The sequence below is a fragment of the Streptomyces sp. XM4193 genome (genome assembly GCF_023072595.1).
GTDB lineage: Bacteria > Actinomycetota > Actinomycetes > Streptomycetales > Streptomycetaceae > Streptomyces.
Genome location: NZ_JALLGK010000013.1, coordinates 1 through 24,017 on the forward strand (window position 1 = coordinate 1; position 24,017 = coordinate 24,017).

Here is a 24,017-nt window from a genome sequence, read left to right on the forward strand (position 1 = left end):
GGTTGATAGGCCGGATATGGAAGACCTGTGAGGGTTGGAGTTGACCGGTACTAATAGGCCGAGGGCTTGACCATAGATTTGCTCGCGTCCACTGTGTGGTTTCTGAGACAGCAACCCGTTCCGGTTGCTTCCAGAACAACTGAAGAGTGTGCTTGTTCACACCTTGTCAGATTTCCGCCTTGAACGGCGGTGATGGGGTTTCGGTGGTCATAGCGATGGGGAAACGCCCGGTTACATTTCGAACCCGGAAGCTAAGCCTGTCCGCGCCGATGGTACTGCATGCGGGAGCGTGTGGGAGAGTAGGTCGCCGCCGAACAATCATTAGAGGGCCGTTGGTCTCAGCACACTCGTTGCTGAGACCAACGGCCTTTTTGTTTTTCCCGCTCGTATCGCGTTCACGAAAAGTGGACGTGGGCACAGCTGCGCAGAGATTTCAGGACAGGAGCCACACATGTCGAACTCACCCGAGGACCGCAGGTCCCGGCCCGAGCGTTCGGATCGACCCAGGGGGCAACGGCCCGGCGGGGGCGGTGAGTTCCGCGGTGGCGGTCGCGGGGACGAGCGTTCGCGTCCGCGTCGGGACGACGGACACCGAGACTTCCGCCGTGACGCCGGCGACCGTGGTCCGCGTCGTGACGATGAACGTGGTGGGTTCCGTCGTGACCGTGACGACCGGGGCCCGCGTGGTGACGGCGATCGCGGTGGCTACCGGGGTGGTCGGGACGACCGTGGTCCGCGTCGGGACGACCGGCCTTCGAACGGTGGCCCGCGCCGTGACGGTGACCGCGGCGGCTTCCGCAGCGACCGGGGAGACCGGGGAGACCGTCCGACGGGCGGCCCCCGCCGGGACGGCGACCGCGGCGGCTACCGGGGCGGTCGGGACGACCGCGGACCGCGCCGCGACGACCGGCCGTACGGCGGCCCCCGCGGGGACAACGACCGTGGCGGGTTCCGTCGTGACCGGGACGACCGGCCTTCGGGCGGCGGCCCGCGGCGCGACGGCGAGCGTGGTGGCTACCGGAGCGACCGCGGCGACCGTGGTCCGCGTCGTGAGGACGACCGTGGTGGGTTCCGTCGGGATCGTGACGACCGGGGTCCGCGTGGTGACGGTGATCGCGGTGGTTACCGGGGCGGCCGGGACGACCGGGGCCCTCGTCGGGACGACCGGCCGCAGGCAGGTCCGCGTCGTGAGGACGACCGTGGCGGTTTCCGTCGGGATCGTGACGACCGGGGCCCGCGTGGTGACGGCGACCGTGGCGGTTACCGGGGTGGTCGGGACGACCGCGGACCGCGCCGCGACGACCGGCCTTCTGGCGGTGGCCCGCGACGCGACGGTGACCGGGGCGGCTTCCGCAGCGACCGGGGAGACCGTCCGACGGGCGGCCCCCGCCGGGACGGCGACCGCGGCGGCTACCGGGGCGGCCGTGACGACCGCGGACCGCGCCGCGACGACCGGTCCTCGGGCGGTGGTCCGCGCCGTGACGGCGACCGCGGCGGCTTCCGCAGCGACCGGGGAGACCGTGCGTACGCCGGTCCTCGGCGGGACCGGGACGACCGGCCGCGTCGGGACGACGACCGTGGCGGGCGGCGCCCGTACGGTCAGGGGCGGCCCGGTGGCGACCGTGGCGGGTACCGCGGTGGTCGCGAGGGTTTCCAGCGGGACGACCGCCGGATGGACCGTCCGCCGCTGCGTCGGCTGCCGATCCCCGAGGACGTCACCGGTGAGGAGCTGGACGCCTCGGTCCACCAGGAGCTGCGCACCCTGCCCAAGACGCTGGCGGAGGACGTCGCGAAGAACCTGGTGATGGTGGCCAGGACTCTGGACGAGGACCCCGAGGAGGCGTACGGGTACGCCAAGGTCGCGCTCCGGCTGGCGTCCAGGGTGCCGGCGGTGCGGGAGGCGATGGGCTTCGCGGCGTACGGCGCGGAGAAGTACGCGGAGGCGCTTGCGGAGTTCAGGGCGGCGCGGCGGATGACGGGCGCCCAGCACCTGTGGCCCGTGATGGCGGACTGCGAGCGCGGTCTGGGGCGTCCGGAGAAGGCGCTGGCGATGGCCGGCGAGCCCGAGGTACAGAAGCTGGACAAGGCCGGCCAGGTGGAGATGCGTCTGGTCGCGGCGGGTGCGCGGCAGGACATGGGCCAGGCCGAGGCGGCCGTGGTGACCCTGCAGAGCCCCGAGTTGGCGTCCGGTTCGGTTCAGCCGTGGTCGGCGCGGCTGCGTTACGCCTACGCGGACGCGCTGCTGGCGGTCGGCCGTGAGCAGGAGGCGCGGGACTGGTTCGCGAAGGCGGTGGAGGCGGACCAGAGCGGAGTGACGGACGCCTCCGACCGGCTCGCGGAGCTGGACGGCGTCGAGTTCACCGATGCGCTCGACCCCGAGGCGGATGACGAGGCGTGACTCCGGGCGCGTCGCGGACGCGACCGTCCGGTGCGGCTGAGCGTGGGGGCCACGAGTTCTGACGTGTGACGGCGGCTCCGGGTGCGGATACCGGGCCGGTGAGTCGCGGCGACGAGAGTGCAGGGGGCGGGACTTCGCGCTGAAGTCCCGCCCCCTGCTGCTGCGTTGGGCCGCCGTGTCGTGTGTTGGATCTCCGACGGCCGCTGCGACTCCTGCCCGACGGCCGCTGCGACTCCCGGGCTACGCGGCCGAGGGTTCGCGGGTGCGGGCGTGGACGGCGAGGGGGTTGTGCAGGGTTCCGCTGATCTGGATGGCGCTCGCCGGATCCTGGAGGTCGACCATCTGCTTGTTGTCCCTGAGCTGGAGGCGGTTGAGGCAGGAGCGTGCGAACTCTGCCGCGAACAGGTCGTACTGCTCGAACTTCGCGGCGAACTGCGGGGCGGACTCCTGGTAGTCGTGCACGCATTCGGCGACGCCGGCCCAGAACGCGTCCTCGGCCAGGACGCCCTCGGCGTCGAGGGTGGCGCCGAGGAAGCGGAAGAAGCAGTCGAAGACGTCGGTGAAGAGCGAGAGCAGTTTCATCTCGTCCGGGACGTCGGCGCGGATGCGCTCCACCTCGGGCGGCAGTACGGCGGTGGGGTCGAGCACCGCGATCTCCTCGGCGATGTCCTTGAGGATCGCGCTTTCGGGGACGCCGTCCCGCAGGACCAGGATGATGTTCTCGCCGTGCGGCATGTACACCAGGTCGTAGGCGTAGAAGCTGTGCAGGAGCGGGGTGAGGTAGGCCCGCAGATAGTGCCGCAACCACTGGGCCGGCTCCAGCCCCGAGCTGCGGATGAGGGCTGCGGCGAGGGAGTTGCCCTGCTGGTCGGTGTGGAGCAGCGAGGCCATGGTGGCGAGCCGCCGGCCGGGAGCGAGAGCGGGCACCGGACTCTCGCGCCAGAGCGCCGCGAGCATCTTGGGGTAGGGCGAGCTCTTGTCGGCCGCGGCGGCGTACTCGCGGTTTCCGTACCCGATGGCGGCGCGTTCGCGGATGACGCGGACGCCGGTGGCCCGCAGCAGCTCGTCGTCGGCGATCAGACGGGCCAGCCAGTCGTTGATGGCGGGAGTGGCCTTCATGTAGGCGGCGGACAGGCCGCGGACGAAGCCCATGTTGAGCACCGAGAGAGCGGTCTTGACGTAGTGCTTGTCGGGAGCGGTGGTGTTGAAGAAGGTGCGGATCGACTGCTGTGCCTGGTACGTGTCGTCGCCCTCGCCGAGGTGCACCAGCCGCCGGTGGGCCAGTTCGGCGGCGAAGGTGACGGAGATCTTGTGCCGCCACTGCCAGGGGTGGACCGGTATCAGGAGGTAGTCCTCCGGGTCGAGGCCGAGTGCGGTCAGCCGGTCGTGGAAGCAGCGCAGCAGATCCGGGCCGAGCTCCTCGGCGATCAGCGTCCGGTGGTCGAGGTCGTGGGAGCTGGTGAAGGTGGCGCGGTCGCGATGGGCGGCGAGCCAGACCAGACGTACCGGGGAGGCAGTCTCGGGCGCGTAGTCGAGGTACTCGTGGGAGCCGAAGCCGAGTCGGCCGTTGTTGGCGACGAAGCAGGGGTGGCCCTCGGTCATCGCGGCCTCGACGGTCTGGAAGTCCGCCTCGGCGAGCTGGGCGGCGGTGAGCCGGTGGTGCTCCAGTTTGTACGCGGTGCTCGCCAGGGTGGAGCTGATCTCCTCCAGGTAGACCGGCAGTACCTTCTCGGTCAGCCCGAGCGAGCCGCGCAGTTCGAGGAAGAACTCCAGGGCGTCGAGCGGGAGCGGGCCGCCGTCCCGTTCCCGGCTGATGCTGTCGTGATCGATACGCCAGTGGTCGAGTGCGCCGCGCGTCGCGGTGAAGCGGTACGCGGTCCGCCCGTCGTCGCTGGTGAGGACGTAGTGGCCGGTGGATTCCCCGACCGGGTGGAGCAGCCGCTCGTGGGCGAACTCGGCGAGGGCCTTGCGTATCAGCAACCTGCCTGCGCGGGCCCAGAGTTCGGGCGTCAGATGGGGGACGGTCTGCTGGTGCTGGTGCTGGTCGGTGCTCATCGGCTGACTCCTCGTGCTGCCTGGAACTGTTCGCGGGTGCAGGTGCTGAGGTACGCGTCCTTCTCCGGTTTGCTGATGCGTCGCTCGATCCGGAAGCCGACCGCCTCGTTGAGGCGGTGCACCGCCTTGTTGCCGACGTCGGGTTCCACGACGACACGGGCGGTGTCGGGGTCGGAGAAGAGCAGCTCCATCACGGTGGTGATGACCGCTAGGGTGAAGCCGTGCACGGGGGCGTCGGTCGGTGCGACCAGGAAGTGCATGCCCACATCGCCCGGCTGCGGCGGGTAGAGGCCCTTGAGTTCGAGCTCGCGGGGGTCGTATCGCTCGACGAGGAAGGCCGGTTCGCCGCGGTGGTGGCCGAGCCAGGCATCCGTGTGCGGTGAACGGGCGATCGCGCGGTACTCGCGTTCGACGTCGGCCGCGGTGGCGTCCTGCTGGAGCCAGTAGGCGGATTTGGGGTGGGTGAGCCAGCGGTGCAGCAGGGGTGTGTCGCGGTCCGGGTCGACGGGCCGTACGGTCAACTCGCCGACTCCGCCCGCGATGGTGCTGCGGTGGGCCGGCGCGGTGCCGGGCGCGGGTGGGGCGGCGGTGCCGGTGCCCGTGTTCGTGCGGGTGCTCATGCGGGGCTGGCCTCCAGCGGGTGGTCTGCGGCCTGCGGGGCGGCGAACTCCTGGAAGGCGATGGACCGTTCGACCGGGTAGTGCTCCCGGCCGAGCAGCTCGCGGATGATGCAGGAGTTGCGGTACGCCGCCATCCCCAGGTCCGGGGTGACGAAGCCGTGGGTGTGCAGCTCGGCGTTCTGGACGAAGATCTCCTCGCCCCGGTGGTCGATGCTGTAGTTCCGGGCGACGTCGTAGCGCTGTGCGTCGTCCCAGCGGATGCGGTCGGCGACGGGGGAGAGGAACGCCGGCACCTCGTAGCGGTAGCCGGTGGCCAGCACCAGGCCCTCGGTGTCCAGGGTGAAGTCCCGTTCCTGCTCGTGCTGGTGGAGCCGGAGCGTGTAGGTGCCGGTGGCCGGGTCGTGTTCGGCCGACTCCAGCGCGGTGTTGGTCAGCAGCCGGGTGGGGCGGTCGCCGCGCCGCTCGTGGGTGTAGAGCAGATCGAAGATGTCGTTGATCAGAGCCGCGTCGATGCCCTTGTAGAGGTGCTTCTGCTCGGCGTTGAGGCGGTCCCGGGTGCGGGGCGGCAGCGAGTGGAAGTAGTCGACGTACTCCGGCGAGGTCATCTCCAGCGTGAGCTTGGTGTACTCCAGCGGGTAGAACCTGGGGGAGCGGGTCACCCAGTTCAGGCGGTAGCCGTGGACGGAGATGTCCTGGAGCAGGTCGTGGTAGACCTCGGCGGCGCTCTGGCCGCTGCCGACGACGGTGATGCTGCTTTTCGCCCGGAGGGCCTCCCGGTGTGCGAGGTAGTCGGAGTTGTGCACCAGGTCGCCGCCGAGGCCGCGGCAGGAGTCGGGTATGTGGGGCGGAGTGCCGGTGCCGAGCACCAGGCGGCGGGCGTGGTGCACCCGGCGTTCGCCGGTGGCGCTCTCGAGCGTGTGGACCGCGTAGAGCGCGTCCTGCTCCAGATACCCGACCTCGGTGACCTGTTGGCCGAAGCGGACGGTGGACAGCTGGTGCGCCGCCCAGCGGCAGTAGTCGTTGAACTCGTTGCGCAGCGGGTAGAAGCTCTCGCGGATGTAGAAGGGGTAGATGCGTCCGGACTGCTTCAGATAGTTCAGGAAGGAGTACGGCGACGTCGGGTCGGCCAGGGTGACGAGGTCGGCGAGGAACGGGACCTGGAGCGTGCTGTGCTCCAGCAGCATCCCGGGGTGCCAGTCGAAGTCGGGTTTGCTCTCCAGGAAGAGGCCGTCCAGCTCGTCGATGGGTTCGGTCAGTGCGGCCAGGCCGAGGTTGAACGGGCCCAGCCCGATGGCGATGAAGTCGTGCGCGGGGGTCAACTGCTTCTCCAGTCCGGTACGGGCGCGGCTCAGCCGGCGCGGAGCGGGGCGAGCGGGCGGCCGTCCGCGGTGGTGGCCGTGCCCTCGGTCGAGTCGGCGGGTGCGTCGGCGGGTGCCTCGGTCGGCGCGGGCGGGGCGGCCGGTGTCCGCTGTTCCCCGGCGGCGGTGGCCAGACGGTGTTCGGCGTGGCCGGCGAGAAGGTCGAGTACGGCGCCGATGTCCCGCAGCGTGGTCTGCGGGTTGAGCAGGGTGAACTTCAGGTGGTGGGCGCCGTCGACCTTGGTGCCGGCGACCACCGCCAGGCCCGAGTCGAAGAGTGCCTGGCGGGCGTGGAGGTTGACCTCGTCCTGGAGCGCGGGCGGGGTGCCGCCCGGGGTCCGGTAGCGGAAGACCAGCGTGCTGAGGGTGGGGCGGGTGACCACCTCGAAGCGGTCGTCGGACTGCAGCAGGGCCCAGGCGTCGGCAGCCCGGTCCACCACCGAGTCGAAGAGTTCGCCGACGCCGGAGGCGCCCATGGTGCGCAGGGTGAGCCAGAGTTTGAGAGCGTCGAAGCGCCGGGTGGTCTGGATGCTCTTGTCCACCTGGTTGGGCGTCAGCTCACGGTCGGCGGCCTCCGGGTTGAGGTAGTCGGCGTGGTACGTGGCGTGCCGGAGCGTACGGCCGTCCCGTACCAGCAGGGCGCTCGAACTGACCGGCTGGAAGAAGGACTTGTGGTAGTCCACGGTCACCGAGTCCGCGTGCTCGATGCCCCGCAGCAGCGGCCTGCGGGTGCGCGAGACCAGCAGCCCGCAGCCGTAGGCGGCGTCCACGTGCAGCCATGCGCCGTGGCGTGCGCAGAGTTCGGCCAGCTCGGGCAGCGGGTCGATGCTGCCGAAGTCGGTGGTGCCCGCGGTGCCGACCACGGCCATCGGGACCAGGCCCTCGCGGGCGCAGCGCTCCAGCTCCTCGGCGAGGGCGCGGGTCGACATCCGCCGCTGCTCGTCGACGGGCACGGCGATGACCGCGTCGTACCCGAGCCCGAGCAGGGCGGCGGACTTGGCCACGCTGAAGTGGCCGGCCTCGGAGGTCAGGATGCGCAGTCTGGGCAGTGTCTCGGCGGTGCGAAGCGGGCGTTCGCTGCTCCTGGCGACGCGTCGGCAGGCCTCCTCGCGGGCGAGCAGCATGGCCTGGAGGTTGGACTGGGTGCCGCCGGAGGTGAAGACGCCGTCGGCCGCGTCGCCGAGGCCGATCAGCCCGGCGGTCCAGTCGACGAGACGGCGCTCGATGAGGGTGGCGCCGACGCTCTGGTCCCAGGTGTCGAGCGAGGAGTTGACCGAGGACAGCACGGCCTCGCCGAGCAGCGCGGGTATGACCACCGGGCAGTTGAGATGGGCGAGGTAGCGAGGGTGGTGGAAGTAGACGGCGTCGCGCAGATAGAGGGTTTCCAGCTCGTCGAGGGCTGCGCCGGCGTCTCCGAGCGGGGTGTCGAGGTCCACCTCGCGGACGAGGGGGCCGAGTTCGGTGGTGGAGACGCCGGTCAGCGGGCGGGTGGTCCGGGCGATCCTCGACGCGACGCGGTTCACCCCCTCGGTGACGGTGCGCCGGTACTGGTCGGTGGTGGTCGCGGCCAGCAGCTGGTCGCGGGGGTTGTCGTTCCGGCCGGTGGGGTCAGCCGGCGACTTGCGGTCCTCGGCCGGGTGCGCGAGGAAGCTCACGATCGGTCCTCCCGGAAGTGGGCGGGCGCCGTGCGGGCAGCACGAAGTCGCCTCACGGGCACGCGCGTTGACGGAGACGCGAGGTGGGGGAGCCCGTGGGCACGGCGCAGTGGACAGGTTTGAAGTGAGGTTAGCCTTCCCTAATTTGAAAAGCAAAAAGTGGAGCGTGGCGTTCCGCTCGGCCGGGTGACGGGACGCTCAACCGGCGCCCGGCGGCGGCAGGTTCACCCGAAGGTGGCCGGTTCGGGGAGCGTGCTGTCCGGCTCGCGCCCGTCCGCTGCTCCAAGACTGCGTCACCCCGGCAGGCCCGGTCCGGGGCGTCCGGTGCCGAACGGATGGGCTGCCGCGGTGGGTCCGGCGCGGCAGCACGGGGGATCGTGGACGCCGCCCGGCTCGCGGGCCGCGCGGCCTCCCGCGCGAGGACGGCACCTCGCGCGCGTCGCCCCCCGTCGCGCGGTTCGGCCCGGTCTGCCGGTGTGCGGCCGTGTGCCGAAGGGCCGGGAGGGGTACGGCCGTCACCGCCGAGAGCCGGGCCGGGCGGCGGCGCGGGAAGCGTGCACCGGTCGCCGGCGGGGGCTCACTCCGCGTCGGGCCCGTCCAGGGTGCGCAGCACCAGACCGGTCGCGGGCTTCGGGCCGAAGGAGGTGGACTTGCGGGGCATCGAAACGCCCTGGCGGGCCAGCTCCAGTACGGTCGCCTCGGTCACGGCGCGCAGCAGGACCGCGGTGCCCCCGGTGCGGTCGGCCTGCGAGAGCGCCGTGCGCGCGGAGTGCAGATAGCTGATGTCGGAGGGCTGGTCCGGCACCCGCCACACCTCGTCCAGCAGCGCCGAGTGCAGCACCGTCGCGTCCAACTCCCGCCAGGCGGCGGGCCGGTCGGCGCGCACCGTACGGGCGAGCAGCTCGGGCGAGACGCGGTCGACCAGAACGAACTCACCGTCGCCGTAGAGCAGGAACGCATTGCCCTCGGCCTGTTCCAGCTGCTCCAGCGCGTCCTGCGGCTGGCCGGGGAGCGGACGCAGTCGGGCCACGCCCTCCAGCAGCCGCCGGGCCTTGTCGGGGGCGAGGCGGGGCAGCACCCGGTGGATGGCGTGGACCTCCAGCGGATAGCGCTCGTTGTCCACCAGGAGCACGAGTCCGTACGCCCAGCCCGGGTCCTGCGGCTCCTCCTCGCGCAGCCGCAGATAGGTGGCCCAGCGGTGGTGGCCGTCGGCGATCAGCGCGCGCCTGGTGGCCAGGTCCTCGGTGACCTCGGCCAGCTCGGCCGGGTCGGTGACCGGCCAGAGGCGGTGGGTGAAGCCGTCCTCGGTGCAGGTGGTCAGCAGCGCCGGCCGCGCCACCGCGCGCTCGATCACCGCCGACGCGCCACGGTCGGCGGTGCCGCCCCGGTAGGAGAGCAGCAGCGGTTCCAGATTGGCCCGTGCCCGCAGCATCAGCCCGAGCCGGTCCTCGACGATCTGCGGCATCACGTCCTCGTGCGGCAGAACGACGCCGTCCTCGGGCGGGGTGAGCCGCAGGGTGCCGATGATCCCGCGTTGCAGCGTCCCGTCGCGGTGCTGCTCGTAGACGTAGAGCGTGGGAGCCGGATCGCGGCGCAGCACGCCCTCCCGCTCCCAGCGTCGCAACGTGTCGGCGGCCTGCCGGTGCCCGGCGTCCGCGTCACCGGTGCGGGGCAGGATCAGCCGCACGATGTTGTACGGGTCGGCCGTCTCCAACTGGTGCACACCGTCCGGCCGTACGACCACGTCGTACGGCGGCGAGGTGACGGCGGCGAGGCTGGTCACCCGCGCCGGGTCGTAGCGCAGGCCGCGGAAGGGGGTGAGGTGGAGGCCGTCGGGATGCATCCGGCAAATGCTAGTACCGCGCCCGGGCCCGGCAGGTGTGCGGAGCGTGCCGGGTGCCGCGCGCACCCGGAGCCGGCCCCGCGGCCGGCTCCGCCCCGAACGGGCTCCGCCCCGGGCCGCTGCCCGGATGCCCGGCGGGTGGGCGGGGCTGGGAGACTGACGGCCGGCCGGTACCCGCCCGCCCACGACCGTTCCGCGACCGAGGAGCCCCACACCCATGCTGCGAGCCTGCCCGCAGGAGCTGCACACCGCCCACGACACCGCGCTGCTCGACCTCGACGGAGTCGTCTACGCGGGCGGCCGGGCCGTACCGCACGCGGTCCGGGCGCTGGCGAGGGCCCGCAGCGAGGGAATGCGGCTGTCCTACGTCACCAACAACGCCGCCCGTACGCCCGAGACCGTCGCCGATCATCTGACGCGTCTGGGCGTGCCCGCGGAGGCGTCCGAGGTCGTCACCTCCGCGCAGGCGGTCGCCCGACTGATCGCCGACCAGGTGGAACCCGGCGCCCGGGTCCTGTGCGTGGGCGGCGAGGGGCTGCGGGTGGCGCTGACCGAGCGCGGACTGGTCGTCGTGGAGTCCGCGGACGACGGTCCGGCCGCCGTGGTGCAGGGCTACGGCGGCCCCGAGATGCCCTGGGCGCGGCTGGCCGAGGCAGCTCTGGCGGTCGGCGCCGGAGTGCCGTGGTTCGCCTCGAACACCGATCTGACGATCCCGGGCGAGCGCGGTATCGCCCCCGGCAACGGCGCCGCCGTGGAGGTCGTGCGGATCGCGACCCGATGGATGCGCGACGCCCCCGAGCCGCAGGTCGCCGGCAAACCCCGGCCGCCGATGCACCGGGAGACGATCCTGCGCACGGGCGCGCGCCGCCCGCTGGTGGTGGGGGACCGGCTCGACACCGACATCGAGGGCGCGAACGGCGCCGGGGTCGCCTCCCTGCTGGTGCTCACCGGTGTCACTGACGCGGCGCAACTGCTCACCGCCCGGCCGGTGCACCGGCCGACACATCTGGCCGCCGATCTGCGCGGTCTGCTGGTCGCCCACCCCGAACCCGTGCGTGCGCAGGGCCCGGACTCCCCCTGGGAGTGCGGCGGTTGGCAGGCGTCGGCGGACCGGGGCCGGCTGCTGCTGTCCGGCGGCGGTGATCCGGTGGACGGGCTGCGCGCCCTGTGCGCCGCGGCCTGGACCGCCGCGGACGAGGCCGGCGAGCCCGGCCGCGAGTGGGAGGCGACGGCCGCCGTCGACACGCTGGGACTGTAGCGACCGCTCCGACCGCTCCGACCTCGTCCTGTGCGGGAGCGCAGGGGCGCAGCCGTGACGCGGCCGGGTCGTGGGCGTGGGTTCGGCCGGTGTCCGGAGCGGGCCGTGGGCGCCGTACTCGTCCTCGCGCTCCGAGCCGTGCGCCCGCTGTCGTGCGCGGCTCGGCAGGGCGAGATACGGGCGCACGGGTGCGGGACGCTTCAGCCGGCGAGTGCCTCTCGGCGCAGATCCTCCTCGGTCGCGCCCAGCCGCCAGTAGCCGGAGAACTGCACCCGTGACCGGTCCAGTCCGCGTTCGCGCACCAGATGGCGGCGCATCGCCCGTACGGCACCGGCCTCGCCCGCCAGCCAGGCGTACGGGGCGCCCGCCGGGAACGGTGCCTCGCGCAGCGCCGCGAGCAGCCCACCGCGGCGGCTCGGACTGCCTTCGTGCACAAGCCAGTTGACCTCCGCGCCGGGGTGCTGGGGCAGCGCCCGCCTGTCGGCGCTGTCCGGAACCTCCAGCCACACCTGCGCGGGCACGGTGGGCGGCAACCAGTCGAGGATGCCGGCGACCGCGGGCAGGGCGGTCTCGTCGGCGGCGAGCAGCACCCAGTCGGCGTCCTGCGGGAGCCGGAAGCCGATGCTCTTGTTCTCCCGAACGGCCGGGCCCAGCAGGGTCGTTCGGTCGCCCGGGCGGGCGGCGCGCGCCCAGCGGGAGGCGGGGCCCAGGTCGCCGTGGAGCGCGAAGTCGACGTCCACCTCGTCGCCGCCGTCGCGCCCGTCGTGCCCGTCCGCGCCGCGGCGGTGCTCGCGGACGGTGTACGAGCGCATGATGGCCCGCACCTCGGGGTCCATCGCACGCCAGGCGGCGAACCAGCCGTCGCCGTCGACGTCCGGGAGCACGGGCAACTCCTGGCCCGGGTGCGGCAGGAAGAGCGAGAAGCTCTGGTCCCGTCCGCCGGAGTCGAAGTCCCGCAGACTCTCGCCGGCGAAGGTGATCCGCACCAGTGACGGGCTCAGCCGCGTCGACCGTGCCACGCGGACGGAGAAGAAGCGGAAGGCGGACGGCGCGCTGACGGCCATGGCGGCGAGTCCTTTCGACGGTGCGGAGCACTCTGTTCCCGGCGGGCGGGGCAGTGCGTGCGTGGCGGCGTGGGCGGGCCCTCCCGGTACGGGCCGCCCCCCGTTGCGGGCGGTCGGCCCGTACGGGCGTACGGCTCGGCTGCCGGTCAGGCCGGTCAGGCCGGTCAGTCCAGGCGCTTGGCCTCGCCGATCGCCTTGGTGATGTCCTCCAGCAACTCGGCGGCGCCCCCCCAGGAGTAGGGCGCGACGTAGTTCCAGCCGGTGACCTGGCCGGCCCGGACGGCGGGCAGATCGCGCCAACCGGGCTTGTCCTTCAGCTGTTCGGGCTGGAGGCTCATGGCGCGCTCGTCGAGCATGATCACGTCGGCGTCGTACTTGTCGGCGTTCTCCCAGGAAAGGCTCTCGAAGTAGTCCTGGCCCTTCATGGTGGGGCTGATGACGTCGACGCCGAGCTCCTTGAACTGCATCAACTCGGCCTGGATGGTGGGTCCTGCGACGTAGAGGGTGTCGTTGGTGGCGGAGACGGCGAGCACCCGGATGCGGGAGCCCTTGGCGGTGCGCCGCAGCCGTTCGGCCGCCGCCTCGTACCGGTCCTTGGCCTTGGTGACCCGCTCCGCGGACAGGTCCGCACCGAGCGACTCGGCGAGCTCGGCGTAGCGCTCGACGACCTTCTTGAGCGGGATGCGGCCGGTGGTGACGCCCACGCTCGGTGCGAGCTTGAGGATCTTGTCCTTGCTCTCCTCCGGCACGTACCAGAGCACGTCGGGGTCGTACATGTGCGTGATCAGCAGATCGGGACGGAGCTTCGCGTACCGCTCGACGCTGAACTCGCCGAAGGCGTTGCCGATCACCTCTACCCGGTCGACGTCGAGTCTGCCCGCCGCCGGGTCGGCCTTGCCGCCCTTGGTGCGCGTCTCGCCGAAGACTCCGGCCACCTGCGTGGTGACGCCGAAGTCGTGCAGGGCCGCGGCGGCGCCGGTGAAGGCGACGATCTTCTCGGGGCGGCTGTCGGTGGTGACCTTCTTCTTGCGGTCGTCGGTGAAGGACCAGCCGCCGTCGCCGCCGTCGGAGGAGCCGCTGCCGCCGGAGTCCCCGCACGCGGCGAGCAGCGCGGTCAGCCCCGCCGCGCCGCCGGCCGCGAGCAGCCCGCGCCGGGTCAACGAGCGGTGCGACGCGGTGGGTCGACCGGCGGGTGCCGGTGCGGTGGCGCGCGGTGTGGACATCTCAGTGCCTGCTTTCTGGCGGTACGGCATGCGGGCGGCCCGGGTGCGGGACGGCGCCTTCGACGGACCGCAACACGGGACGAATCGCGGTTAGGTTAACCTAACCGAAGATTTGTCCCCCACTCCGGCCGGAAGCATTCCGGTTGGCCGCTCCCGGGAGCTGGTACGTGTCCACCGTCAAGTCCCCGCAGAGGCCCGGGGCGTGTGCCGAGAGCCCGGCGCGGCCACCGCGCGCGCACTCCCGGAACGCGCTGCGTGCCCTCGGGCTGATCGCCGCCCTCGCGCTGCTGGTACTGGTCGTCGGGCTCGGCCTCGCGGTCGGCGCCAAACCGATCAGCCTCGGCGAGGCGTACGCCGGGCTCACCGACGAGTCCGCGCCGGCGCACAGCATCGTCACCGAGATGCGGATGCCGCGTACCCTGCTCGGCCTGCTGGCCGGTTTCGCGCTCGGCCTCGCCGGCTGCCTGATGCAGGCGCTCACCCGCAATCCGCTCGCGGACCCGGGCCTGCTGGGCATCAACGCCGGCGCCTCGGCCGCGGTGGTCTCCGCGATGGCCTTCCTCGGCGTCAGCACCTACACCGGCTACGTGTGGTTCGCCTTCCTGGGCGCCGCCGTCGTCTCGGTGCTGGTCTACGCGGTCGGGGGCGGGCGCGGCGCGACCCCCGCCAGGCTGGCCCTCGCCGGCACCGCCCTGAACGCGGCGCTGATCAGCTACGTCAACGCCGTGCAGCTGCTGGACACCGCGGCACTGGACCGGATGCGCTTCTGGACGGTCGGCTCGCTGGCCTCCGCCGACATGGACACGGTCGTGCGGCTGTCCGCCTTCGTCGGCGTCGGCACGCTGATCGCGCTGCTGATGGCGCGTCCGCTCAACGCGATGGCGCTCGGCGAGGACAGCGCCCGGGCGCTCGGCGCCTCGCCGGGCGCCACCAAGGGCTGGACGATCGCCGCGGTGACCGTGCTGTGCGGTGCGGCCACCGCCGCCTGCGGGCCGATCGTCTTCGTCGGGCTGATGGTCCCGCACCTGGTGCGTTCGCTGACCGGGCCCGATCTGCGCTGGATGCTGCCGTACTGCGCGGTGCTGGCGCCCGTCCTGCTCGTCGGGGCCGATGTGCTCGGACGGGTGCTCGCCCGGCCCGGCGAACTCCAAGTGGGCATCGTCACCGCGGTGTTGGGCGGACCGGTGTTCCTCTACTTCGTACGTCGTCGAAGGATGGCCCAGGCATGAGCGTCGTCCGCTACCGGCAGTGGTCGGTGCGCGCCCACCCGAGATCGCTGGCGGTGGGGCTGCTGCTCGTCCTGCTCGCCCTCGGCTCGTCCGTCTTCCTGGTGGGCAGCGGCGAGTACCCGATGAGCCCCGCCCGGGTGCTGGAGACACTCACCGGCCAGGGGCACCCGGCGGACGTCTTCATCGTGCAGGAGGTCCGGCTGCCGCGGGTGGTGACCGGACTGCTGGTGGGCGCGGCCCTGGGTCTGTCCGGTGCCGTCTTCCAGGCGCTGGTGCGCAATCCGCTCGGCAGCCCGGACATCCTCGGCTTCACCCACGGCGCCTCCGCCGGCGCGATCTCGGTGATCGTGCTCTTCGGCGGCAGCAGCGCCGCGCTGGCCGGCGGTGCGGTGGTCGGGGCCGCACTCACCGGAGTGCTGGTCTATCTGCTCGCCTGGCGGGGCGGACTCCACGGCAACCGGCTGGTGCTCGTCGGTGTCGGTGTCGCCGCGATCCTCACCGGCGTCAACGGATACCTGCTCACCCGCGCCAACATCAACGAGGCCGGCCGCGCCGTGCTCTGGCTCACCGGCAGCCTGGAGGGCAGCGGTTGGGGCAACGCGGTGCCGCTGCTGCTGGCGCTCTGCCTGCTGCTCCCGGTCGTCCTGCTCGGCTGCGCGCGCGGGCTGCGGGCGCTGGAGATGGGCGACGACGCCGCGTACTCGCTCGGGGTGCCGGTCGAGCGCGTACGACTGGCGCTGCTGGTCTGTGCGGTGCTGCTCACCGCCTTCGCCGCCGCCGCGGCCGGGCCGATCGCCTTCGTCGCACTCACCGCGCCCCAGCTCGCCCGCCGGCTCACCCGCGCGCCCGGCCCCAACCTGGTGCCCGCGCTGTGCATGGGGGCCGCCCTGGTGGTCTGCGCCGACCTGCTGGCCGGCCGCGCCTTCGGCGACCAGCCGCTGCCGGTCGGCGTGGTCACCGGCGTGCTCGGCGGCGCCTACCTCGTCTGGCTGCTGGCGACCCAGCGCAGGGCCGGCCGTATCTGAGGGCCGCCGCCGGCCCCCTCGAACAGGGCGTCCCCGCCCGACGCTTCAACGCCGAACACCGGGACCCGGAACCGACTCCGGGCCGCAGGACGGAAGGAACCCGACCGTGGACCACCGCAGCGACAGCGCCCGGCTGCGCGGCGAGGGCATGACTCTCGCCTACGACCAGCGCACCATCGCCCAGAAGTTGGACGTGACCGTCCCCGACGGCTCCTTCACCGTGATCGTCGGCCCCAACGCCTGCGGCAAGTCGACACTGCTGCGCGCGCTCTCGCGGATGCTGCGGCCCAAGGCGGGCCATGTGCTGCTGGACGGCACGGACCTGAGCACCATGCCCGCCAAGCAGGTCGCCCGCACCCTCGGGCTCCTCCCGCAGTCCTCGATCGCGCCCGACGGCATCACCGTCGGCGATCTGGTGGCCCGCGGCCGGTACCCCCACCAGGGCCTGCTGCGCCAGTGGTCGCGCGAGGACGAGCGGATCGTGCAGGAGTCGATGGCCTCCACCGGTGTCGCCGAACTCGTCGACCGCTTCGTCGACGAACTCTCCGGCGGGCAGCGGCAACGGGTGTGGATCGCGATGGCCATCGCCCAGCAGACACCGCTGCTGCTGCTCGACGAACCGACCACCTTTCTGGACATCCAGCACCAGGTCGACGTCCTCGACCTGTGCGCCGATCTCCACGAGCAGCAGGGGCGCACCCTGGTCGCCGTGCTGCATGACCTGAACCAGGCCGCGCGGTACGCCACCCATCTGATCGCGATGCGCGACGGACGGATCGTCGCGGAGGGCGAGCCGTCGGGGATCGTCACCGCCGAACTGGTCGAGGAGGTCTTCGGGCTGCGCTGCCAGGTCATCGACGACCCCGAGACGGGTACGCCGCTGGTCGTCCCGGCCGCCCGCAGACGGGCCGCCGTGTAGCGTCGGAGCATGCACGAAGCGACACCCGACGACGGGCCCGCGGCACCGCCGGTCACCCCCGGCGAGCAGCCCGCCGACGGCGCACCGCCCGCTGCGCCGCCCGCCGAGGACGTCCCGGAGAACGGACCGGCGCCGCACGGAAACGCGCCGGACGCGCCGGATTCGGACGGGCCGGCTCCTGACAGACGTGCGCCCGACGGGCCGGCTCCCCACGGACCGGCTCCCGACGGGCAGCCGGGCGGCCGGGAAGCATCCGACGGGCAGCCCACGGACGGGGAGGCCGCCGGGACGGGGCCGGCCGGAGAGCAGGCCGCGCCGCGCCCGCTCGGCCTCGTCGTCCAGCCCACCGGGCACGCCGAGGTGGACGCGGGGCTGCGGCGGCTGGGGGACGTCGATCACCTCGCCGTCTCCGGTCATCCGGAGGTGTACGAGGATGTGCACCGCGGTCTGCGGTCCACGCTGACCGCGCTCGACCAGCACGATCCCGGGAGCTGAACACAGGTGGCCGCAGCACGAATCCGGCGCGCCAGACTCGATGCCGAGCTGGTGCGCCGCAAGGTCGCACGCTCGCGTGAGCACGCCAGCCAGTTGATCGCGGCGGGCCGGGTGACGGTCGGCGGGGCGCTGGCCGTCAAACCCGCCACCCAGGTCGGTCTGGACGCGGCGATCGTGGTGCGCGAGGACAGCGAGGACCCGGACTACGTCTCGCGCGGCGGTCACAAACTGGCCGGCGCACTGGAGGCGTTCGGGGCGGACGGTCTCGACGTCCGCGGTCGCCGGGCCCTGGACGCCGGCGCCTCCACCGGCGGCTTCACCGACGTCCTGCTGCGGGCGGGCGTGCGCGAGGTGGTGGCTGCCGACGTCGGCTACGGGCAGCTCGCCTGGTCGCTGCGCAGCGACCCCCGGGTGGTGGTCAAGGACCGCACGAACGTACGGGAGTTGACGCTCGAACACCTCGACGGCGAACCGGTCGGCCTGGTCGTCGGCGACCTGTCCTTCATCCCGCTCGGCCTGGTGCTTCCCGCGATGGTGCGCTGCTGCGCCGCCGACGCCGACCTGGTCCTGATGGTCAAGCCGCAGTTCGAGGTCGGTCGGGAACGACTCGGCAGCGGAGGCGTTGTACGCAGTGGACAGCTACGCGCCGAGGCGGTGCGCAACGTGGCCGGGCAGGCCGCCGCGCTCGGCCTGGGCGCGCTCGGTGTCACCGCCAGCCCGCTGCCGGGCCCGTCGGGGAACGTCGAGTACTTCCTGTGGCTGCGCGCCGGGGCGCCCGACCTCGACCCGGCGGACGTCGACCGCGCCGTGAGCAAGGGGCCTTCGTGACGACCACACCACCCGAGCGCACCGTCTTCCTGCTGACCCACACCGGCCGCCGTGCGGCGCTGCGCAGCGCCGAGCTGCTCGCCGGCAGCCTGCTGCGCGAAGGCGTGGCCGTACGGGTGCCCGCCGACGAGGCGGCCCTGCTGCCGCTGCCGGACCAGCGGCCCGGCGTCCAGGTCGTCGAGCCAGGCGGGGAGCAGCTGGAGGAGTGCGAGCTGCTGATCGTGCTGGGCGGCGACGGCACGCTGCTGCGCGGCGCCGAGTTCGCGCGCGCATCCGGTGTGCCCATGCTCGGCGTCAACCTCGGCCGGGTCGGATTTCTGGCCGAGGCGGACCGGGACGATCTGGACGAGGTGGTGAGCCGGGTCGTGGCGCGGGACTACGAGGTCGAGGAGCGGATGACCCTGGATGTCGAGGTGCGCAACGGCGGGCCGGACGCCGACGTCTGCTACCGCGGCTGGGCGCTGAACGAGGCCTCGGTCGAAAAGGCCTCCAGAGAGCGGATGTTGGAGGTCGTCACCGAGGTCGACGGCCGCCCGGTGACCCGCTTCGGCTGCGACGGCGTCGTCTGCGCCACGCCCACCGGCTCCACCGCGTACGCCTTCTCCGCCGGCGGGCCCGTGGTGTGGCCGGAGGTGGAGGCGCTGCTGATGGTCCCGATCAGCGCCCACGCGCTGTTCGCCAAGCCGATGGTGACCGCGCCCGGCTCGGTGCTCGCGGTGGAGGTGCAGCCGCAGACCCCGCACGGAGTGCTGTGGTGCGACGGCCGCCGCACCGTGGAGCTGCCGCCCGGCGCCCGGGTGGAGGTGCGGCGCGGCGCCGTGCCGGTGCGCCTGGCGCGGCTGCACCGGGCACCGTTCACCGACCGGCTGGTGGCCAAGTTCGCGCTGCCGGTGGCCGGTTGGCGCGGAGCGGCGCACCGCTGACGGCGGCGGGGCCCCTATCACAGGAAGCCGCCGCACACCGCGATCGGCACGGGGAACCGCCGTGCTCACGGGGCACGTCGCGGCACGGACCGGGAACCTCGTATGGTCGTATCCGTGTTGGAGGAGATGCGGATCCAGGCCCTGGGCGTGATCGACGACGCCGCGTTCGAGCTGTCACCCGGTTTCACGGCGGTGACGGGTGAGACGGGCGCGGGGAAGACGATGGTCGTCACCAGCCTCGGGCTGCTGCTCGGCGGTCGCGCCGACGCCGGGCTCGTACGGGCGGGAGCCGACTCCGCCGTGGTGGAGGGGCGGTTCGCTCTCGGCCGGGACGCGCCGGCAGCCCGGCGCGCGGTCGAGGCCGGCGCCGAACTCGACGACGGCACCGTGCTGTTGATCAGCCGCACGCTCTCCGCGGAGGGCCGCAGCAGGGCCTACGCGGGCGGCCGGTTCGCACCGGTCGGGCTGCTGACGGAGCTGAGCGCGGACCTGGTCGCCGTCCACGGCCAGACCGACCAGCAGGGCCTGCTGCGCCCCGCACGCCAGCGCGAGGCGCTGGACCGCTACGCCGGCGATGCGGTGGCCGCACCGCTGGCCGCCTACGGCGAGGCGTACGGACGGTTGCGCCGGGTCGTCGAGGAGCTGGCAGAGCTCACCGACCGCGCCAGGGAGCGGGCCCAGGAGGCCGATCTGCTGCGGTTCGGGCTGGAGGAGATCGGTGCCGCCGAGCCCCGGCCCGCCGAGGACACCGAACTGGCCGCCGAGGCCGAGCGGTTGGGCCACGCCGAAGCGCTCGGCGCCGCGGCGGCGTCCGCGCACGCGGCCCTGGCGGGCGACCCCGCCGACCCCGAGTCCGTGGACGCGGGGACCGTGGTCGCCGGTGCGATCCGCGCCCTGGAAGCCGTGCGCGCCCACGACACCCGGCTCGCCGCCCTCGCCGACCGGCTCGGCGAGGTCCAGATCCTCCTCGGCGACATCGGCGGCGAACTCGCGGGCTACGCGGACGATCTGGAGGCCGACCCCCTGCGGCTGGCCGCGGTGGAGGAGCGCCGGGCCGCGCTGGCCCAGCTCACCCGCAAGTACGGCGAGGACGTCGCGGCCGTTCTGCAGTGGGCGCAGGACAGCGCAGCCAAGCTGACCGAGCTCGACGGCGACGACGACCGTATCTCCGCCCTCACCGAGGAGCGCGACGCGCTCCGTGTCGAACTGGCCCGGTTCGCCGAGCAGTTGACCCGTGCGCGCGCGGCGGCGGCCGAGTCGCTGGCCGTGGCGGTGACCGCCGAGCTCGGAGAGCTCGCCATGCCGCACGCCAGAGTGACGTTCTCGGTGCGCCAGAGCGAGGACCCGGAGGGCCTGGAGTGCGGCGACCGGGTACTGGCGTACGGGCCGCAGGGCACCGACGAGGTCGAACTCCTGCTCGCCGCCCACCCGGGAGCCCAGCCCCGGCCGATCGCCAAGGGCGCCTCGGGCGGTGAGCTGTCGCGGGTGATGCTGGCGGTCGAGGTGGTGTTCGCAGGCTCCGACCCGGTGCCCACCTACCTCTTCGACGAGGTCGACGCGGGTGTCGGGGGCAAGGCGGCGGTGGAGGTCGGCCGCAGGCTCGCCCGGCTGGCGCGCAGCGCCCAGGTGGTCGTGGTCACCCACCTCCCGCAGGTCGCCGCCTTCGCCGACCGCCACCTGGTGGTGGAGAAGACCAACGACGGCTCGGTGACCCGCAGCGGAGTGCAGTCCGTCGTCGGCGAGGACCGGGTCCGTGAACTCTCCCGGATGCTGGCCGGCCAGGAGGACTCGGAGCTGGCCCGCGCCCACGCCCAGGAGCTGCTCGCCGCCGCCCGCTCCGACGACTGAACGGGCGGACGGGGCGGCCGCCCGGGCGGTACGTGCTCGGTGGTATGCGCACGGCGGCCCTGGGCGGTACGCGCTGAGCGGTACGCGCACGGTGGTACGTCCGGGTGGTACGTGCGTGCCGGACGGGCGGGCACGGCCGGACGGCCGGGGCGGAGCCGACGGTGCGTGCCGAGCCGGTCCGCCGGGCCGGAAGGCCGAACTCGCCGACAGGGCACCGGTGTTGCCGCCGGCTCGGGCCGTCCGCGCCTCGTCCGCCCGGCCCGTACCGCCCGGCCCGTACTGCCCGGCCGGTACCGACCCGCGGGTACTGCCGCGGCGCACGGCCGTGCGTGTGGGCGGAGGCGAGCGCGCCCCGCTCCGCAGCTTCGCCGCGACCGGACTGACCAGTGTGATTGCCGTGTTGACGGCCGGGACTGGCATCCTTGACCGGGACACCCGGTCGAACAACGCGTCCGTACACTCCGGTGACGGCACACTCCCCGCGATCGGGGCACGCGTCCCCGTCCCCGCCGACGCTTTACCCGTTCCCGGAGCCCACCTGTGGTGAGTCGAACCCCGCGCTCCTCGCACCGCCGCGAGCCGCTGCACGTCGTCCAGGTCCTGAGCGGCCGTACCGACTCCGTGGGGGACCATGTCCGGTCGCTGGCCGCGGGATTGGTGGCCAGGGGCGTACGGGTGACCGTGTGCGCGCCGTCCGCGGCTCAGGCGCGGCACCGGTTCAGCGAGGCGGGCGCGGAGTTCGTGGCGCTGCCGTGCGGCCGTCCGGACCTCGTCGCGGCCCTCCGGTCCCTGTGCGCCACCGCGGACGTGGTGCACGCCCACGGGCTGCGTGCCGGTCTGCTCGGCGATCTGGCCCTGAGCGGCAGGCGACGGCGTGCGCCGCTGGTGCTCAGCTGGCACCACCGCGCCCCGCGGGGTGGTGCGCAGGCCCGGATGAACCGTTTGCTGGAGCGCAGGGCGGTGCGTGCCGCGCGCATCGTCCTGGGTGTCTCGTCGGACCTGGTGGCCAGAGCGCGGCACCGCGGCGCGCGGGACGCGAGGCTGGTGCCCGTCGACCTCGCAGCCCCCGCCCTGCGGGTGTCGCGGACTGAGCCGGGCGCGGAGCGGCGGGAGAAGATCCGGGCCGAACTGGGCGCGGTGGACCGCCCGTTGATCGTCGCCGCCGGTCCGCTGGAGGCGCACCAGGGGTGCGAGTCCCTGCTCACCGCGGCGCGCGCCTGGCGGCATCTCGACCCGGTGCCGCTGGTCCTGGTCGCGGGGGAGGGCAGCAGGCGCACCGCGCTCCAACGCCGTATCGACGACGAGGAGTTGCCGGTGCGGCTGCTCGGCGCGCTGCCCGGCGGCCCGCGGCCGGCCGACGACCTGCAGTGGGCCGGGGAGGTGCTGGAGGTCGCGGACGTGGCGATACTTCCCGCCCGCCGCTCGACCCGATCGCCGCTGGCGCGGCACGCCATGGAGTGCGGTGTCCCGCTGGTCGCCTCCGTCGAGGGCGTACCCGAACTGGTGGGCGCCGCGGCGGTGTTGGTCCCCTACGCCGATGCGGACGCGCTGAGCGCGGAGGTCGGGGCGCTGCTGGAGGACTCCGGCAGACGGGCCGCGTTGGCCGCGCTGGGCAGGGTGCAGGCCGCCGCCTGGCCGACCGAGGACGGCACCGTAAACCAACTCCTGGGAATCTACGACGAGTTGGTCGAGCTCTAGCACCGGCGCCCGGACCGCGTCCGTACGGCCCCGGCCCCGCTCGGGGCGTCCGGCCCTGCTGGGGCGGCGTCCGGGCCCTGCGCCGTGCGGCGTCCGGGCCCTGTGGTGCCCTGCGCGGGGGCCCGGTCCCGGAGCGCGATCCGTCGGGGCCCGGACCTCAGGTGGAGTCCCGAACGACCAGCCGTGCGGGGGTGATCACCGGCCGCAGTGCGGTGGCGTCCTGCGGGCCGCCGGTACCGCGGCCTCCGGACTCCAGCAGCCGCAGCAGGAGCTGGGCCATCATCCGTCCCATCTCCTCCACGTCCTGGTTCACCGTGGTGAGCGCGGGCTCCGACCAGTCCACCGCGGAGTCGAGATTGTCGTACCCGACCACGGCCACGTCCTCCGGCAGCCGACGTCCGCACGCCCGCAGCGTGCGCAGTGCACCGGACGCCATCAGATCGTTGCAGGCGAAAACCGCGTCGAGGTCCGGTCGTCGATCCAGCAGCGTGGCCATCGCCTTCTCGCCGCCCACCGCGGTGAAGCCGCCCCGGGCGACCAGCGACTCGTCGTAGGACAGCCCCGCGTCCGTCAGCGCCTGCCGGTAGCCGCTCAGCCGGTCCTGGGCGGAGGTCTGGTCCAGCGGGCCGGTGATCACCGCCACCCTGCGCCGCCCCCGCTCCAGCAGGTGCCGGGCGGCCTGCCGCGCGCCGTCCACGTTGTCGGTGTCGACGTAGAGCGGTCCGCCGCCGCTCTCGTGGTCGTCGGCGCCGACCCAGCCGGGGCGTCCGCCGAAGACGGTCGGCAGCCGGGAGTCGGCGACCATCGCCGGCAGCGGGTCGTCGTGGTGCAGGGAGAACATCAGCGCGCCGTCGACGTGCCCGCCCGACAGATAGCGACCGATGCGTTCGTAGTCCGCGCGCTGTTCGACCAGAAGCAGCAGCAGTTGGATGTCCTGCCGGGACAACTCCCGACTGATGCCCCGCAGTTGCTGGGCGAAGAAGGGGTCGGCGAAGACCCTGGTCTCCGGCTCGGCGATCACCACGGCCACCGCTCCGGTGCGACGGGTGACCAGGGAGCGGGCCGCCCGGTTCGGTACGTAGCCCAGCTCCTCGATCGACGCCGTCACCCGCGCCTGCACCTCGCCCCGTACGCCGGCGCCGCCGTTGACCACTCGCGAGACGGTGGCGCGTGAGACGCCCGCATGGGCGGCGACCGCTTCGAGTGTGGGCCGACTTCCGGACACTTTGTACTCCTTAGCTCTCACGGAGTCCCGCCCCTGTGACGGCGCACTCCGGGGAGCGCTCTCAGCCCCCGTGCTTCGAGCCTACGGCCCTCCTCGTCCGGCACCGACCCGCCCATGCCCTCCGAGCGCCGTACGCACGGCTCGCGGCTGCCCCGCAGGCGTGCGCCCCGCCCCGCGCCACGGTGTTCGCGCGCCTCCCACCACGCAAGAGGCTCTTCCCGCCCGGGGTCGAAAAGCCGGTCGCGACAGTGCCGGGCTGCGGTGCGGCGACGCCGGAACCCGGCTCCGTCCGGCTGACCGAAACACATCGACCCCGGCGCGCGGCGTGGTACCGGCACTCAGCTGCGGGCAGG

General features: G+C 73.3%; 18 protein-coding genes and 1 rRNA gene. 11 read left to right on the forward strand and 8 right to left on the reverse strand.

Features of this window, described 5'->3' with window-relative positions:
- The first annotated feature begins 199 nt into the window (after window positions 1-199).
- Together rrf and MTQ01_RS23985 are read left to right on the forward strand one after the other, a co-directional pair.
- Window positions 200-316: ribosomal RNA gene (gene rrf / locus MTQ01_RS23975) — 5S ribosomal RNA — on the forward strand.
- Window positions 317-1,672: 1,356 nt separating this feature from the next.
- Window positions 1,673-2,398 (forward strand): hypothetical protein, encoded by a 726-nt coding sequence (locus MTQ01_RS23985; RefSeq protein WP_247493035.1) that lies wholly within the window; start codon window positions 1,673-1,675, stop codon window positions 2,396-2,398.
- Window positions 2,399-2,638: 240 nt separating this feature from the next.
- On the opposite strand, the gene MTQ01_RS23990 is transcribed toward MTQ01_RS23985, so the two are convergent.
- The 5 genes from MTQ01_RS23990 to MTQ01_RS24010 form a co-directional block, all read right to left on the reverse strand.
- Window positions 2,639-4,453, reverse strand: a complete 1,815-nt coding sequence (locus MTQ01_RS23990; RefSeq protein ID WP_247492965.1) for an IucA/IucC family siderophore biosynthesis protein — start codon at window positions 4,451-4,453, stop codon at window positions 2,639-2,641.
- Window positions 4,450-5,073: a GNAT family N-acetyltransferase gene (locus MTQ01_RS23995; RefSeq protein ID WP_247492966.1), complete on the reverse strand. Its 624-nt coding sequence runs from the start codon at window positions 5,071-5,073 to the stop codon at window positions 4,450-4,452. The genes MTQ01_RS23990 and MTQ01_RS23995 overlap by 4 nt, the downstream gene beginning before the upstream one ends.
- On the reverse strand, window positions 5,070-6,392 hold the full coding sequence (locus MTQ01_RS24000; RefSeq protein WP_247492967.1) for a lysine N(6)-hydroxylase/L-ornithine N(5)-oxygenase family protein: 1,323 nt from the start codon (window positions 6,390-6,392) through the stop codon (window positions 5,070-5,072). Before MTQ01_RS24000 ends, MTQ01_RS23995 begins: the two co-directional genes overlap by 4 nt.
- 29 nt (window positions 6,393-6,421) lie before the next feature.
- Window positions 6,422-8,086, reverse strand: coding sequence for an aspartate aminotransferase family protein (locus MTQ01_RS24005; protein WP_308294439.1), 1,665 nt, complete (start codon window positions 8,084-8,086; stop codon window positions 6,422-6,424).
- 577 nt (window positions 8,087-8,663) lie between these two features.
- On the reverse strand, window positions 8,664-9,929 hold the full coding sequence (locus MTQ01_RS24010) for a DUF1015 family protein (protein WP_247492968.1): 1,266 nt from the start codon (window positions 9,927-9,929) through the stop codon (window positions 8,664-8,666).
- Between the two features lie 217 nt (window positions 9,930-10,146).
- On the opposite strand from MTQ01_RS24010, the gene MTQ01_RS24015 reads away from it, so the two are divergent.
- The gene (locus MTQ01_RS24015; RefSeq protein WP_247492969.1) at window positions 10,147-11,187 is read left to right on the forward strand and encodes an HAD hydrolase-like protein; all 1,041 of its coding nucleotides are present in this window, start codon (window positions 10,147-10,149) and stop codon (window positions 11,185-11,187) included.
- A 200-nt stretch (window positions 11,188-11,387) separates the two neighbouring features.
- Here the strand turns inward: MTQ01_RS24015 and MTQ01_RS24020 are convergent, their stop codons facing one another.
- A complete protein-coding gene (locus MTQ01_RS24020; protein WP_247492970.1) occupies window positions 11,388-12,251 on the reverse strand; it encodes a siderophore-interacting protein in 864 nt (287 codons plus the stop codon).
- 164 nt (window positions 12,252-12,415) lie between these two features.
- The gene (locus tag MTQ01_RS24025) at window positions 12,416-13,474 is read right to left on the reverse strand and encodes an ABC transporter substrate-binding protein (protein ID WP_247492971.1); all 1,059 of its coding nucleotides are present in this window, start codon (window positions 13,472-13,474) and stop codon (window positions 12,416-12,418) included.
- A gap of 167 nt (window positions 13,475-13,641) precedes the next feature.
- On the opposite strand from MTQ01_RS24025, the gene MTQ01_RS24030 reads away from it, so the two are divergent.
- From MTQ01_RS24030 to MTQ01_RS24065, 8 genes are all read left to right on the forward strand, one after another.
- A complete protein-coding gene (locus MTQ01_RS24030) occupies window positions 13,642-14,703 on the forward strand; it encodes an iron ABC transporter permease (RefSeq protein ID WP_247492972.1) in 1,062 nt (353 codons plus the stop codon).
- Window positions 14,700-15,728: an iron chelate uptake ABC transporter family permease subunit gene (locus MTQ01_RS24035; protein WP_247492973.1), complete on the forward strand. Its 1,029-nt coding sequence runs from the start codon at window positions 14,700-14,702 to the stop codon at window positions 15,726-15,728. Before MTQ01_RS24030 ends, MTQ01_RS24035 begins: the two co-directional genes overlap by 4 nt.
- A 148-nt stretch (window positions 15,729-15,876) precedes the next feature.
- Complete coding sequence (locus MTQ01_RS24040; protein WP_247493037.1) at window positions 15,877-16,647, forward strand: ABC transporter ATP-binding protein; 771 nt, start codon at window positions 15,877-15,879, stop codon at window positions 16,645-16,647.
- A gap of 9 nt (window positions 16,648-16,656) precedes the next feature.
- Entirely contained in the window at window positions 16,657-17,142 is a 486-nt protein-coding gene (locus MTQ01_RS24045; protein ID WP_247492974.1) for a hypothetical protein, read from the forward strand.
- Between the two features lie 21 nt (window positions 17,143-17,163).
- Complete coding sequence (locus MTQ01_RS24050) at window positions 17,164-17,970, forward strand: TlyA family RNA methyltransferase (RefSeq protein WP_247493038.1); 807 nt, start codon at window positions 17,164-17,166, stop codon at window positions 17,968-17,970.
- Window positions 17,967-18,893: an NAD kinase gene (locus MTQ01_RS24055; protein WP_247492975.1), complete on the forward strand. Its 927-nt coding sequence runs from the start codon at window positions 17,967-17,969 to the stop codon at window positions 18,891-18,893. The genes MTQ01_RS24050 and MTQ01_RS24055 overlap by 4 nt, the downstream gene beginning before the upstream one ends.
- A 102-nt stretch (window positions 18,894-18,995) precedes the next feature.
- Window positions 18,996-20,741: a DNA repair protein RecN gene (recN, locus tag MTQ01_RS24060; protein ID WP_247492976.1), complete on the forward strand. Its 1,746-nt coding sequence runs from the start codon at window positions 18,996-18,998 to the stop codon at window positions 20,739-20,741.
- Window positions 20,742-21,284: 543 nt separating this feature from the next.
- Window positions 21,285-22,439: a glycosyltransferase family 4 protein gene (locus MTQ01_RS24065; RefSeq protein ID WP_247493039.1), complete on the forward strand. Its 1,155-nt coding sequence runs from the start codon at window positions 21,285-21,287 to the stop codon at window positions 22,437-22,439.
- A 157-nt stretch (window positions 22,440-22,596) separates the two neighbouring features.
- Here the strand turns inward: MTQ01_RS24065 and MTQ01_RS24070 are convergent, their stop codons facing one another.
- A complete protein-coding gene (locus tag MTQ01_RS24070; RefSeq protein ID WP_247492977.1) occupies window positions 22,597-23,664 on the reverse strand; it encodes a LacI family DNA-binding transcriptional regulator in 1,068 nt (355 codons plus the stop codon).
- Window positions 23,665-24,017 lie beyond the last annotated feature (353 nt).